Source organism: Kitasatospora sp. NPDC029367 (genome assembly GCF_055569135.1).
Genome location: NZ_JBVHYH010000089.1, coordinates 1 through 13,861, shown reverse-complemented (window position 1 = coordinate 13,861; position 13,861 = coordinate 1). Strand labels below are relative to the sequence as shown.

General features: G+C 67.2%; 7 protein-coding genes. 1 reads left to right on the top strand and 6 read right to left on the bottom strand.

Translation table 11 applies throughout. The features are described 5' to 3' along the window. Positions 1-52: 52 nt before the first annotated feature. The 5 genes from ACZ4W5_RS33325 to ACZ4W5_RS33305 form a co-directional block, all read right to left on the bottom strand. Positions 53-1,195: a DUF3696 domain-containing protein gene (locus ACZ4W5_RS33325; protein ID WP_465658766.1), complete on the bottom strand. Its 1,143-nt coding sequence runs from the start codon at positions 1,193-1,195 to the stop codon at positions 53-55. Next, entirely contained in the window at positions 1,188-2,408 is a 1,221-nt protein-coding gene (locus ACZ4W5_RS33320; protein ID WP_465658764.1) for a DUF262 domain-containing protein, read from the bottom strand. The genes ACZ4W5_RS33325 and ACZ4W5_RS33320 overlap by 8 nt, the downstream gene beginning before the upstream one ends. After that, entirely contained in the window at positions 2,405-7,486 is a 5,082-nt protein-coding gene (locus ACZ4W5_RS33315) for an Eco57I restriction-modification methylase domain-containing protein (protein ID WP_465658762.1), read from the bottom strand. Before ACZ4W5_RS33315 ends, ACZ4W5_RS33320 begins: the two co-directional genes overlap by 4 nt. Before the next feature lie 19 nt (positions 7,487-7,505). After that, positions 7,506-10,355, bottom strand: a complete 2,850-nt coding sequence (locus ACZ4W5_RS33310) for a helicase-related protein (protein ID WP_465658761.1) — start codon at positions 10,353-10,355, stop codon at positions 7,506-7,508. Positions 10,356-10,464: 109 nt separating this feature from the next. Then, positions 10,465-11,679, bottom strand: coding sequence for a serine/threonine-protein kinase (locus tag ACZ4W5_RS33305; protein WP_465658760.1), 1,215 nt, complete (start codon positions 11,677-11,679; stop codon positions 10,465-10,467). Between the two features lie 252 nt (positions 11,680-11,931). Between ACZ4W5_RS33305 and ACZ4W5_RS33300 the strand changes: the two genes are divergently transcribed. Further along, complete coding sequence (locus tag ACZ4W5_RS33300; protein ID WP_465658758.1) at positions 11,932-12,186, top strand: hypothetical protein; 255 nt, start codon at positions 11,932-11,934, stop codon at positions 12,184-12,186. 96 nt (positions 12,187-12,282) lie between these two features. Here ACZ4W5_RS33300 and ACZ4W5_RS33295 read toward each other — a convergent pair whose 3' ends face one another. Next, on the bottom strand, positions 12,283-13,209 hold the full coding sequence (locus ACZ4W5_RS33295; RefSeq protein ID WP_465658757.1) for a hypothetical protein: 927 nt from the start codon (positions 13,207-13,209) through the stop codon (positions 12,283-12,285). Positions 13,210-13,861: the final 652 nt, after the last annotated feature.

The following is a 13,861-nucleotide window of genomic DNA, read 5'->3' as shown; positions in this document are numbered from 1 at the left end:
CCCTGGGTTTCTGATGTGGATCGACTGTCAGGACGTGCGCGGGTGCCGGAGGTCAGTCGAGAAGCTTCTCCAGGGAGTTCTCCCACTCGTCGAAGAACCCGGCAGGCCACTCGGAGAGCATGCCGTCCTCGCCCATGACGGGGCTGATCACCTCGGCCGTCTGCTCGTGGCGCCGGAAGAAGTGGACGGCCGTGGACGCTGCCGGGATGCGCCCGTCCTTCACGGCGATGCGCAGCCCGTTGAGGACGTGGTCGGAGTGGGTCTCCACGATCACCTGGGCTCCGGCGGCGACCGCGGCCACCGCGAGGTACGCCAGCCAGGTCTGCCCCTGCGGGTGGAGGTGCGCCTCCGGGTTCTCCAGGAGGATCAAGGCGCCCGGCTGGGCCGACAGGCACGCGACGACGATCGGCAGGGCGTAGGTCAGCCCGAAGCCGACGTTGGTCGGACGGTAGCGGTTGGAGGCGGAGATCCCGGAGCCGAAGCCGTAGCTGAGGCGCACGCTGTCCGTGCCGTCGATGCCCACCGCTTGGAGGTTGACGCCCGGGCAGAGTCGCTGCATCCACGCGTCGGTCTGGGAGAGGAGAGAGGCGGAGCGGGTGTCGTCCAGCCGCAGCGGGCCGGCCGCGACGAGGTCGTCCTGGTGGGCCCTCAGGAAGTTGACGGTGTGCTCACCCCGTGAGCCGAGGAATCCACGGCCCACGGCAGCCTGGTGGGAACGCGGGTAACTGACGGCCGGGACGATCCGGTCGGCCTTGAGGTACTGGAACCCGGGCTGGAAGAGCGAGCACTCGTCCGCGTCGTGGGCGTCCGGGCCCATCGGGCAGTCGGTCAACCTCAGCAGGTCGTCCTCACGGCCGTAGGCGGCGCTCCAGGTGTAACGGGTTCCGTCGAACGTCACGGCCAGTGAGATCGTCCGGTCATCCGCGATGGCCGTTGACTCGTGGCGCACGTAGGTGTCGTGGCGCACGTCCTGACCGGTGCCGAGCTCCACCAGTTCACCGTTGAGGAGGAACCCGCCGCCCTCCTCGTAGAGGTGAAGGAACCCGGCGTTGTGGGACTGACGGAGGAGTGCGAGGGACTGGAGGACGGTGCTCTTGCCGGAGGAGTTCAGCCCGGTGAGGAGCGTGAACGGGGCCAGGGCGATGTCCTGGCGGGCGAAGGCCTTGAAATTGGTGATGCCAAGGTGCTCAAGCATCCAGCGTCTCCTGGAAGATCCGGTCCATCTCGCGGAAGCGAAGCCTGACCTTACCGACGTCGCCGGTGCCTGATGACACAGCGTTCACGAAGGCCGGGTTGTCCATGAGCTCCATGAACTTCTCCTCCACGACCGACCGGCGGGCTTCGAGCAGGTCGACCTCGTGGGGGGTGCGGTTGGCCAGACATGCCGACTCTGTTTCGAACAGCGCCTTGTTGACCGGAGAACGGCGGTCGTAGCTACGGAAGCGCTTTCGGAAGGCGTGAGCGCCGAAGATCCGCTCTGCTGCCTGCATCGAGTGGGCGAACCGGCCGGACAGATCGGCGAGTTCCTCCGGCGAGAAGGTGTTGATCTTGTGCATGGCCGATCGGAGGAATCCATCGAAGTCCTGTGAGGCGTAAGACTCCGGCGAGTTGAGGCTGAAGGCCAAGAAGCGGAGGCACATCTCGCGGTCCGACATGCGCTCCGGTGAGACGCTGCGGGAGGTCGCGCTGAGGAAGGGCTTGGTGTTGGCAAGTTCGTGTAGGAACGTGCGGGCCCGGCCGGGGATGAGCGCGTGGCGTAGCTCCTGACGGGTCAGGGGCCGACCGCCCGTGTTGATGCGGCCGAAGATGTTGAACTTCACCTCCTCCGGAGTGCCGCGACGGATGAGGAGGACTACGAGTTCTGTCTCTTCGATCCGGGTCTGAAGGCGGCCCGGAAGGTCGGCGAAGGATTTCCCGTTGAACTCGGTCAGGTATTCCAGGCCGGTGAGGATGAGTGGCTCGGCACCAATCGCGTCGGGATCGACAAAGCGAGCGATGGTGGTGAGGCGCTGAACGCCGTCCACGATCGCCCACGACTCCTCGTCCACTTCGGCGGCGTAGAGCGTGGGAAGGGTGATCCGTAGCAGCAACGACTCGATGAGCCTGCTCTGCGCCTTCGCCGTCCAGATGCCGGCACGGCGCTGGAAGTCCGGGGCCAGGTCAATGGTGTCACGCCGAATGCGGTTGAGGAGGAGTGAGACGGTGGGGGTACGGGTCTGAACCTCGATCTTGCTGGGATCGAAGGGGCTGGCGATCCGCTCACCGATGTCCTCGGACTCGACGCCGGAGCTCTTGCCGCCGTCGTCGAACTCGACGGGGAGTTGCGATCCCGGCTCGTCGAGTGCGAAGAGGGCTTCCGGCGTGAGGTACTTGGACTTTCCGCTCGGGAGGCTGTTGCTGTCGGTCACGATCCATCCTCGTCGGGCGTCAGCGGGGTCGTCGGCGTCGGCGGGGTCCACCGTCCGGCAGCGATCTCCGCATCCAGGCGTCCCTTGAAGTATGCGTGGGCGGCCCTCATCTCGACCTCGCGGTCGGCCTTATAGAACGGCGCGGTGTATCCCTCAGGCGGAGGGGTGGCAGCAGGGTTGGCTAGGTGATCGATTAGGGCAGCGTAGTCGCCCTTGGTTTGGCGGTGGCCGTAGGTATTGTGGTTGCGAGACAGCCTTTTACCGTTAGCGTCAAAGTAGGTTTCCGATTCATAGTCGGAAAGGATCGGATACCTCGAACGGTAGATGGCGATGAGCTGCTCAGCAGTGATTCCAAGCCAAACGGCAACGAGGGCGTCCAGCTCAACTAGAGCGGCCCGGCGCTGATATTCCGTACGGAGCGGCGTTGCGTAGTCCCACTCTCCTGGGATGGGTGAAGCCAGCTGGGAAGAGTTTGGCCAGTCGTATGCCCAAACCTCTGAGTCCAGCCATTCTGGATCGGCTAGCTCTCGCCAGAGCTCAGAAAAGGCGCTTGTCACGCAGTTGAGGCGAAGCGTGCGAAGTAGCAGACCGCCACTGAGGGGGTGGTCAACCAGAGGAGCTGGCATTTGCCGGAGACTGGCTGGCGTCAGATCGGCTCGGCCTGTAATGCGAAGCAAATAGTCGAGCGGGAGGGTGGCCCAAAATCCTGCGTTAAGTGTTGTCAGCCTGTTATCGGCGAGAGCCAGAGACTGAACGGTATAGACATGAGCAGGGCCGGGCGGAAGGAGGGAAGCGTAGAGGCTTCGCTCCGTGTCAAAGGCGATCATCCGGCGCCAGGCGAGTCGGTGAAAATCTGTGTAGCGGCCGTCCTTCCACTGGGTTTGGGCAGCGCGAAACTCGGGCCAGCTTGATGCCCTTCTGTAGTTGACGCGAGGAATTTCGTTTTCTGAAACCTTGGTGAGGTCGAAGGTTGACCAGTCTCGATTCGTTCGGCACGGAAGATTTGGCTGTTTGAACAGTGGATTGGAAAGCCCGATATGCGGGCCCTGTAGGATGGCTTCTCTGAGGTTCGGCGGTGTGGAGGTTTCCCAGGAGATTAGACCGCTTTGGCGAGCTTCCGATTCGTGGTAGGCGCGACTGGTTAGCGGCTGGAAGTCTGAAATTCGAATTTCATATTTTGAAAGTGTTGCAATTGCATCTTGCTCCTGGGTGGTGATGGGGTACATGAGAGTCGTCTCTGGCAGTGGGGTTGATTCATCGCCGGAGAGCTTCCTCCACGCTGCGAGGCGTTCGGAATTTACAGTGATGAGACGTGAGGAGTGGGGGCGCAAATCCCACTTGCCATTATGTTTAATTCCGGGTGTTGGACCTGTTCCGTCATGGTCGAATGACTCTGTCAGTGTATCGGGGGAGAATAGCCAGCTGAGGTGGGTGAAGGAGATCTCGGCGGTCGGGCCGTAGATGTTGATGCTGAATTCAAGATTTGCATGGTTGTCGGGAAAGACTCCCATGCGATTGTGGAAGTGGGCGTGTGTTCGGAGGTGTCGATATGCGGCTGCGCGCAGCTTACCTTCCTTGACTCCGCCAAAATGACTGTCCGGGTGAAGGAGTCCGGCGAATCCTACTCCGGCATTGCTCCATGCTCTGCACATGAATGAGCGATACAAGTCGGGCTGAGTACCGGCGATGAGCGGATAAGTGGTTGCGTCGCTAAGCATGGCGACCAATCCGGAGTTGCTCGCGAGCTCTTCCAGGACGTAACTGGGCGTTCCGTGAGCTAGGACTTCACTCTTTCGGTGGTTCCATTCCGCCACGGACGGCTTGTCTGTGAGCGTAAACCAGGGGTCTAGCTCAGCTAGGATCAGATCCTCCTGCCAGCGAGGCCGGACCCACGGGGGATTTCCGACCTGAATGTCGTAGCCTCCGTTCTCGAAGACCTGCGCGAACTCAAGCTCCCAGTGGAAGAACCCCTGGATTTCCGCGAGGTCCCTCGTGACTGATGTCCACGGGAAGCGGGACTCCAGCCAGTGAGCACGGTCCATGCCCATGAGGTCGGGAAGGCCGTCCTCGTAAGGGGTCAGCTCTTCAAGGGTTTCGAAGGCAGACACCAGAGACTCGGACGGCACCTCGTGCGTGCCGAGCAACGCCTCGGCGAAGTCGAGCCAGTCATCCAACGACGCGAGGGCGATGACAGAACGCCGTACTTCGCGGATCGCCTCCTTGCGGCGGCCGGTGCTACGACGGCGCTCGACCGCCTGCCTGGTCAGTTGGCCGGATTCGCCGATATCTCCGAAGAGGTCTTCCGCCTCCCAGGACAGGAGGACCTGCGACGAGTCCTCTTCGACAGCTAGGGTTACGGGAGCCTCTTGTACGCGCTGATATCGCTCTGCGGTGCCGTCCAGCAGCGCAGCTTCCTGGACCGGCCAGAACCACAGCGCGCACCACGCGTCCATCAGTGTCTTGAGACGCCAGTACGGGGTGTCGACCGCCAGCAGATCCGCCAGGACCTCTTCTCGCTGCACAGCGGCCTCGGGGCGGCGCAGCCACTCCTCCTCGGCGCCCCACACGTCGATGCGACGTGAAATGTCGCGCTCGGAGATCTCGAGGCGCCGTACCACCAGGCTCCACAGGTACTCAGCCCGCCGGGCGAGGCCCTGAAGGCGGCTGATCTGCTTGGCGTTGGGCGACTTAGTGATCGCCCGGCGCCACGCGCCCAGCGCCTTCGTCTCCGCCGGCGCGAGCGCCTTGGCCTCCTTCTCGGCGGCGACCGCGCCCCACTCCTTCGCCGGTAGCAGGAAGTGGTGGACCGAGCCCTCCGGCAGCGGGACCCCGTTCACCGCGTCTGCTAGCGGGAAGCGTTCGGGCGTGGTCCCGAGCCACCCGCCCTTCTTCAGCTTCTCGGCCGGGTACACCTCTCGCCGCCCGCCGATCAGCGAGTTCCCTCGTCGCAGGTGCAGGCCGAACCAGGGCGCTTCCATGCCCGGGTGCATGGTGTTGAGCCACAGCGAGACCTCGGCCAGCTCGACCGCGGTCTCGTTGAGGTCGACCCCGTACGAGTTGTGCAGGGCGATGTACGCCTTCACCTTCTGCAGTTCGACCGGGTACTTCTCCGTGTCGATGGCGACGCCCAGCTCGTCCTGCCGCCGCCGAAGGTACTCCGCCGCGACCTGGTTGATCGCCTCGTTGAGGAAGGCGCCCGACCCGAGGGCCGGTTCGCAGATCTTCCAGTCCAGCAGCTCACAGGCCGGCGTCACCGTCCCGTCCTGGTCCAGGCGGTGCTGGAGGGTGAGCTGTACGGTCACCTTGGTCAGCGACTCGGGCGTGTAGTACGACGCTGAGGTCTGCCGGTCCCGTCCCGACAGCCGGTAGACGAAGGAGCCCGGCTTGTGCCTGGCCGGCACCTCCTCGCCGGTTTCCTCGTCCCTGGTCCGCACGAACACGCTGTCCGGGTACTCGTCGACCTTCGACTTCGGGATCAGCCAGGAGCCGTCCTTCGGGTCGCCGCCCTTGGCGACCTCCCACAGCTCCTTGTCCGACACGAAGCCGCTGTACGACATCAGACCCTCGTACACCGCCCCGAGCTGGTTGATGCCCAGCTGCGCGTAGGAGATGAACCCGCCGCGCTCGCCCTTCCGTCCCTTGGTGAGCATCAGCAGGCGCAAGACCTTGTACAGCGTCGCGTTGCGCAAACGCGTGTCGAGGTAGCGCTCCTCGCCCGTCTCGTCCGCGTCGAAGCGCGGATCGGGTACCGAAGAGGCGCCGATCAGCTTGATGGACTCGGGCTCGAACAGCTTGGAGTGCAGCGGCTCGAACCGCAGCCCCACGTCCTCCGAGGCCTTCTCCTCCACCACACCATGCGTTCGCCGCGGCCGGTAGCCGTCCTGGACCTTGCCGAACAGCAGGTCCAGCGACTCGTACAGGTAGAACCCGCGCCGCGACTTCTCGTCCACCAGGTCCCGCTCGGCGACGAGTTCACCCAACCGCCCGAGCCCGTACCCCTGCTGGTACTCCGGATAGTCGGCCGGCAGGATGCCCAGCTCCGGCCGGGCCTCCGCGTACAGGAGGAACAGGATCCGGTACAGATACCGCAACGACTCCCGCGTCAGCTGCTTCCCCAACTCGGGGAGTTCCATGACGTCCTCGGGTCGGACGCCCTCGTTCTCGCGGATGCGGTCCAGCACCTCGTTGGCGATCAGCTCGACGCTCAGCCGCAGCCCGTCGCGCAGGTCGCTCGACACACCCACCGCGTGCTTGGTGGACTTGTCGACCAGTTCCGCGAGCGGGTTCTCGCCGCCCGCGTCCGGCGTACGCAGCGAGTCCGCGCCGAACAGGGCCGCCACCGTGTCGAGTTCGCCGCCGGCCTTGGTGTCGTTGCGCTCCAGCGCGCCGTCCAGCGACACCGCGAGGTAGCGGCCCTCGCCCCAGGTCATCCGGTCGGCGAGGACGACGACGCCACCCACCAGCAGCAGGACGTACCGGGGTGCGTCCTCGCACGCGAAGAGGAACGAGGCGAGCTTGGACCCGGTGAGGAGACTGTGCTGCCCGTCGAGCACGAGCGGTTCGAGCAGGCGCCCGGGGCCGTCCGGGTCCAGGGCGGCGTCCGGCTCGGCGGCCCAGCCGCAGTCCAGGGCGATGAGGCCCTTCTCGCTGTGCGCGACCCGCACCTGGTACGCCTGGTCGGCCCGCTCGACCGTGATGGTGCCGGGCTTGGCGTCGTAGCCGAGGGCCAGCAGCACCCGCGCGTTGAGCGCGCGCACCCGCTCGCACCAGGCCGGGGAGCCGTAGGTGGCAGTGTCGTCATCCGCCGACGTCCGACCGTCCTCCGCCGCCTCCGGCAGGGCGAAGCCGGCCCGCGAGCGGAAGTACGGCCGCCGCAGGGCGCGCAGGCCGGCCCGGGGGGTGACCGGCAGGGCGTCCGGGTCCTGCTCCGCGTCGTCAGCGACAGTGGCAGCCTTCGCCGCCTCCTCGCGCTCCTTCCACACGGCCAGCAGCCCGGACTTGAGGTCCTTGGGCAGCACCTCGGCCAGGTAGTGGGCGGAGAAGTAGTCGCCGCGGTTCACCAGGGAGTCGTACGTCATAACTGCTTCTCTCAGGGATTCAGACGGCCTGGGGCGGCGTGGGGGCGAGGACGGCGAGGACGCGGAGCAGCGGGCGGCCGGTGGTGAGCAGGGAGTCGGCGATGCCGGCGAGCCGCTGCTTGGTGCGCTCACCTGCGAGCGTCGGCTGCTCCCAGGCGCCGAGGCGGAGCCGGTACTTCTCGATCGGTTCGCGCAGCGGCTCGTCCCAGGCCTCCCTGTGGTGCTCCAGGAATGCCTCCGCACGCTCCAGCGCGGCCGGGATGCCGTCCTGCAGCCGGTCGACGGGCCAGTGCTTCAGCGGGTTGGCCATGGTGGGCCCGACGCCGGAACGGCGGAGTATCGCCACCATGTCGTCGTCGACGGCACCGTCCCGGGTGACCGCCATCCACTTGACCACCGTGGGCCGGCCGAGGGCGTTGGAGTAGACGCCCTGGATCAGGTACGTGGGCTCGGCGACGTCCGCGGTGATGACCAGCGCCTCCTGGCGCCCGAGGCGCACGAGCACCTTGTCGGTGAGCCATTCCACCACCGGGTGGAGGTCGGTGAGTAGCGAGATCTCCGGCCAGCTGGACGTGGAAGACTCGCGGGCGCGCTGGAGGGAGTGCTCGGCGAGGCGGCGGTTGAGCGTGACGAGCAGGCGTTCGCGCAGCCGCTGCTCGCGGACGTAGTCGAGCGGCAGCGCCTTCAACCGGTGGACGAGGTCGGCCGGCGGGCGGAAGGAGATCAGGCCGGAGGCCTCGTCGCGGTCCATCTCCAGGCTGCTCTGGGCGTCCGGGTAGACCTCGCGCAGGGCCTCGTCCAGGAACTCCCGGGTGGAGGCGAACAGGCGGGGCACGTCGGCGCGCGGCACGGAGGTGTCCTCGCCGGTGGGTTCCTCACCGACCGTGCCGAAGAAGTCGGCGAGGAAGTCGTCCATGCCGCCGCCTCCGGCGGGCCCGTCGGCCTGCGGGCGGTGCGCCTCCAGGGACTCCTCCACCGTGCGGCCGCGCAGCAGGTCCTGGATGAGCGACTTCTCCTCGGCCTCCGCGCGGTAGAGACCGGTGACGGCCTCCGCCGTGCCGAGCTTCTGGTGGGCCTCGCGCTCGCGGTCGAGCAGGCGCTCGGCGACGAGGGTGTCGTCCTTGGCACCCTCGACCTCGCTGGTGAGGATCAGCGCGCGGAACTCCGGGGAGCGGGCCTGGCCGTAGCGGTCGATGCGGCCGTTGCGCTGCTCGATGCGGATCAGCGACCAGGGCACGTCGTAGTGCACCAGCTGGCTGCACTGGCGGTGGAGGTTGACGCCTTCGGACGCGACGTCTCCGGTGAGCAGGACGCGCACCGGGGTGTCGGCGAGGCCGAAGTCCTCGACGCACTGCATCTGCTGTTCGTCGCTGAGGCCACCGTGCATGAGGCGGACGGCGCCCTGGGCCGCCCGGCCCTTGAAGCCGAGAGCTGCGGGCAGGACGGAGTGCAGCCATTCCAGGGTCTGCACGCGCTCGGAGAAGACGACGACGCGGGTGTCGGAGCCGGGCCCCACCCCGATCGCCCGCAGCTCGGAGACGAGCGCGTTGAACTTCGCCGAGTCCGTGTCGGACATGGCGCCCGCGAGTTCGCGCAGCCGGAGCAGGGCTTCCCGCTCCGCCGCCACGGCGGATGGGATCTCCTTCTTCTCCAGCGTCTTGATCCGCGTCTCGACGGTGGCCTTCAGCGCGGCCGGCGAGGACAGGAAGGACTTGAGCAGGGTGTAGGGGAAGAGCGGTACATCGCTGACCGACTTCCGGCCGTCGGATGGCAGCCAGACCTCGGCCAGCTCCTCGAAGACCTTCTCCTCGGCCGGGGTGGCCGCGCAGCGCACCGAGTGGGAGGGGCCGCGGTCCGCCCACTGCCCCTTCATCTGCTCGCGCACCTCCTGGCTGATCTTGGTGCGGCGGATGAAGAGGTGCTCGATGTCCTCCGCCCGGTAGTTCTCCGGATCGCGGATGGCCGCCGGGTCGAGCAGGCCGATGAGTTCGGCGAAGGACTTCGCGTCGCCGTTGTGCGGGGTGGCGGAGGCGAGGATCAGGGCATCCGTGCGCGGCGCGAGGATCTGGGCGAGCTGGTTGCGCAGCGAGCCACGGTTGATCAGGTTGTGGGATTCGTCGATGACGACCGCGTCCCAGCTGATCCGTTCCAGGTGGTGCTTGTACTGGTCGGTGTTCTTCAGGGTGTCGATCGAGACGATCACACGCTTGAAGTAGGTGAAGGGGTTGCGGCCCGCCGGGATCTCGCGTTGGATCCGCTCGATACCGACCGAGTCCAGCCGGATCAGCGGGATCGCGAAGCGCGTCCACAGCTCGTGCTGGAACTGCTCCAGCACGTGCTGCGGGGTGACGACCAGGATGCGGTCGCCGCGGCCACGCCGGATCAGCTCCGCGAGGGTGAGCCCGATCTCCAGGGTCTTGCCGAGGCCCACCACGTCGGCGATCAGCATCCGGGGCCGCAGGTTGCGTCCGGACAGGGCGAGCTGGGCCGGGCGCTGCTGGTAGGGGAGGGGGTCCATCAGGAAGGAGTCGGCCAGGGCGAGGCCGCGCTCGGACTGGGGCAGGGCGGTCCGTCGCAGCACGGCCTCCAGGAAGAGGCGGGAGCGGCGGAAGTTCGGCGAGTCGTCGGCGACGAGCTTCGTCTGCCGGGGGTCGACCAGCTCGATCCGGTCCAGGGCGGTGAAGAAGACCGCCTCCTGGTCGCGGACGAAGTCAGAGACGCCGACCACCTCGACCCGGGCGCCGTCGTACTCGGTGAGCGCGCTGTTCCGTACGAGCCACACTTCGTCCCGAACGAAGACCTGCGCGCCCGCCGGATACGGGTCCTCCACGGTCCCGGTCGGTTCGGCGCTGCTCAGCTCGGGGGTCACCCGCTGCCTCCTGTGCTCATCGTGCCGTGTGGTGGTAGCGGCCGTCCTCGCGAGACAGCGCACCAGGTGAAGAGCTTACGGCGAGTGCGAGGAGAGGATGGGGCCTCTCTCAGAACGGGGCCTTGGCCGCGTAGACCTCGCGTAGGTGCTGGGCGGTGCGGCGGGCCTGCAGGGATCGCCGGGGCGCGCGAGGCGTTGATGCCGAGGGCGGGGCGGGCGTGGGTCCGGGTGCGTCGGCGGGAGTGGCTGTCGCCGCCGCCGGGACGTCCTTGATCGTTGGTGTGTAGCCGGGGCTGTCATCCGGTGCGTGTCCGGGTGGCGGGACCACGGCCGGTGCGGGGGCCGGCCCCGTGGTTGCGTCGGCCGGGATGGGGAAGGGTGGGGCGGCCGGTACGGTCGGCGTCGTCACCCCGGGCCCGGGAGCCGGTTGTGCCGCGGTCAGAGCTGTCAGGCGTCGGCGGGCCTGGGCGACCTTCAGGCCCTGGGCCTCGATGACGGCACGGAACGACTGGACCACGGTCGGTAGGGATGGCCGGTCCTCGGCTTGGTGGGCCAGCATCGAGGCCAGGACCGGCGAAAGCTCGGACGGGACACCGGTCAGGTCGGGGGCCGTGTCCGGATCGGTGATCATGTGGAACAGGGCGTGGACGTTGGCCGCCAGGTACGGGTACCGGCCGGTCGATGCGAAGAGGAGCACCGCGCCCAGCGCGTACGTGTCGACTGCCTCCGGGAGTGGCTTCACGCCGTTGGCCTGTTCCGGCGCCATGCACATGGGTGTGCCGACGACCGTGTTCGGGGCGGTGAGCGAGGAGCTGGACTCGGCGAACACCGCGAGGCCGAAGTCGATGATTTTGGGGCCGTTGGGTCCCAGTAGGACGTTCGCAGGCTTGAGGTCCCGGTGCAGTAGTCCCTGCTTGTGCACCAGGGCGAGGGCCTCGGCGAGGGTGGCTCCGAGCGACGCCACCAGGACGAGGGGGAGCGGGCCGTACACGTCCACGTGCCTACGGAGGTCGGCGCCCTCAACATACTCCGTTGCCAGCCACGGCAGCTCGGCTTCGGGGTCCGCGTCCAGGAAAGCCGCGACTCGGTTTCCCCAGACGGTTTTGAGGACCTCGATCTCCTGGGCGAAGCGCAGCCGGGTCTCCGAGTCGACCAGGGACGGCTTGATCACCTTGACTGCGGCCTGCTCCCCGCCAGGGGACTCGCCGAGGTACACCTGGCCCATGCCCCCCTGGCCGATCCGGGCGAGGAGTTCGAAGCCCCCGATCTCGGGAGGGTCCTCGGGGCTCAGGGGAGTAGTCGTGTGCACGCCCATCCTCGTCATGGTGCTGATCGGAGACATACTGACGCCACCGTAGTGGACCCTGTCCAGTCCAGCGGGTGGATCGGCAGACGCGGTCCCGTACACCTGAAGGGTGGCGGACTGGTGCGAAGCCCACGGGCTTACGGTTCCAGGGAGCGCATTTGGTCGTGATCAAGGAATGGTCTTGGCGAGGTCCCGCAGACCGCCCAGTACCTGCTCACCCTCAGCCCGGCCTATGCGCAGGCCTCCCACTACACCCTCTTCCGCGACCGGATGGGCGACGCCCTCGCCAACAACACCTCCTCGGCGGTCGTCATGGACGACCGCACCAGGGAGCTGCGCGCCAACTGGGAGAAGATCAGCAACGACACCCTGCCCAACATCCCCTTCCTGGCGAACGACCGCACGGCGGGCGGCGACGCCCTGCCCTTCCCCGTCACCCTGGGGCCCGTGAACGGCACGCTGCGCACCGTCTCCGACGTGGCGTCCGCGCTGCGCATCCTCACGAACACCCAGGGACGGGGGTAGCGGCCGCCGCCGCGTGCCCGCGGCGCAACGGAGCCCGGCGCAACGGAGCCCGGCCGGAGGCGAGTTCGCCTCCGGCCGGGCTCCGTCTCCGGCGCCTCAGTGGGCCCCCTTGAGGTACACCGTCATCTGGACCTCCCGGTGGAGGTCGCCCAGGGTGTTCAGCGTCCCGTTGACCGGGCCGATGTCGATGCTCTCCGGGAGCCTGGTGGAAGCCTCCGCGTTCCGGTGGTTGCGCCACCAGACCGCGTACCGGTCGGCCCAGTTGACCCATCGCTCCCAGGCCTGGCGGATCTCGAAGGCCCTCTGGTCGTAGACCGGGACCCTCGTCTGGTACGTCGTGCGCCCCATGGCCTCGGTGACGTCGTTACGGAAGCTGGTCCACCGCACGCCCAGCTCGTAGGCGGCGGACAGGGTGCGCATGGACTCCGCGATGTTCGGGATGTCGGCGTTCCGCACCGGCCCGGGCGGGAACCGCCAGAGCTGCCAGCTGGCGCTGCTGAAGTCCGCGGCGTTGTAGTTCCGTTGCAGCCCGACACCCGCCTCGGCGATCCGCTGCTCCCATTCGTTCCACGTGCCGGTCATGGGAGGCTCGACGGCATGGCCGTGCTGCGACACGGCCAGGTCCCGGATCTCCTGGATGGCGCTGGGGGCCGCGCTCCGGAAGTAGTAGTAATAGTTGTGGGCGCTGCCGAAACCCGCGATGTAGAGCGAGTGCGGGTTGATGAGCAGCGTGCCCCGGTGCTCGTTCCGGTCGCCCTCCAGTTCGAGGACGATGAGCCCGCCCGCGTGCTCCTGGATCTCCCGGATGTCCCCGTCGAACGGGTGCCCCGCCGCCTGGCGGATCAGGGTGACGATCTGCGTGTACTCCCTGCGGCCGGAGATGTCCGACGAGGAGTCCACGATGATCTTGGTGTGCAGGTACCGCCAGTAGCCGGGCCCGATGTCCGCACGGGCGGGCTGCGCCCCGACCGCGGTGGCGGCGACGGTGAGAACGGCGATCACGAACACCAGCAAAGGGTTCACGACCCCGCTCCAGCGGGTTCTTGTCAGCACGACGTCCAGACCTCCGGTGCCCTCGGTGATGGGACAACGTGGCACACTCGCCACGTTCCACCGGACTGACCGGACACGGCCGTGATGTGCGACAGCCAGTCAGGAGAGCTGTGGCAGACGGCTTTTCGGCGGCGACCGTCCCTGTGGACGATCCTGGCGGCCAACCCGGGCACCTGAGACGGCCGTCCGCGCAGCCGCCGCGCGTACAGGACGGTGCCGGCGCCGGTGTGACCAGCCTGTTTGCGCGGGGCGGCGGTTGGGCGTAGTGTTCTCTAGCTGCTCGGCAGGGAGCACCGGACACGCGTCGGCGCGGACGGTCCCGGAGTAGCCAATCCCTTGAAACACCACTTCCCGTCCTGGGCTGTGTCGCGTTCGCTTTCTCGCGTCGCGGCCCGAGGTGAATTCGGCGTGCGCGTTTATGGGGATTGCGGCTGGATTCGCTTTTCGGAGCGGGGGTCGGCTAGAGTTTGAAACGTCGGACGGGGCGCCAAGCCTCAGAAGACGTCGGCGAATCGGTGGATGAAACTCCGGAAAACGGAGCGGAAAACATCTGATAAGCTGGGAACACGAAAGAACGAAGCGCCCGGAGGGCCCGCTGGAAGGCGGTCCGAAGGAAGCGTCC

Bases quoted from the DNA above. Each gene is read 5' to 3' on its own strand.
- ACZ4W5_RS33315 (WP_465658762.1), bottom strand. From the start codon at position 7,486: ATGACGTACGACTCCCTGGTGAACCGCGGCGACTACTTCTCCGCCCAC.
- ACZ4W5_RS33300 (WP_465658758.1), top strand. From the start codon at position 11,932: ATGGGCGACGCCCTCGCCAACAACACCTCCTCGGCGGTCGTCATGGAC.
- ACZ4W5_RS33325 (WP_465658766.1), bottom strand. From the start codon at position 1,195: ATGCTTGAGCACCTTGGCATCACCAATTTCAAGGCCTTCGCCCGCCAG.
- ACZ4W5_RS33305 (WP_465658760.1), bottom strand. From the start codon at position 11,679: ATGACGAGGATGGGCGTGCACACGACTACTCCCCTGAGCCCCGAGGAC.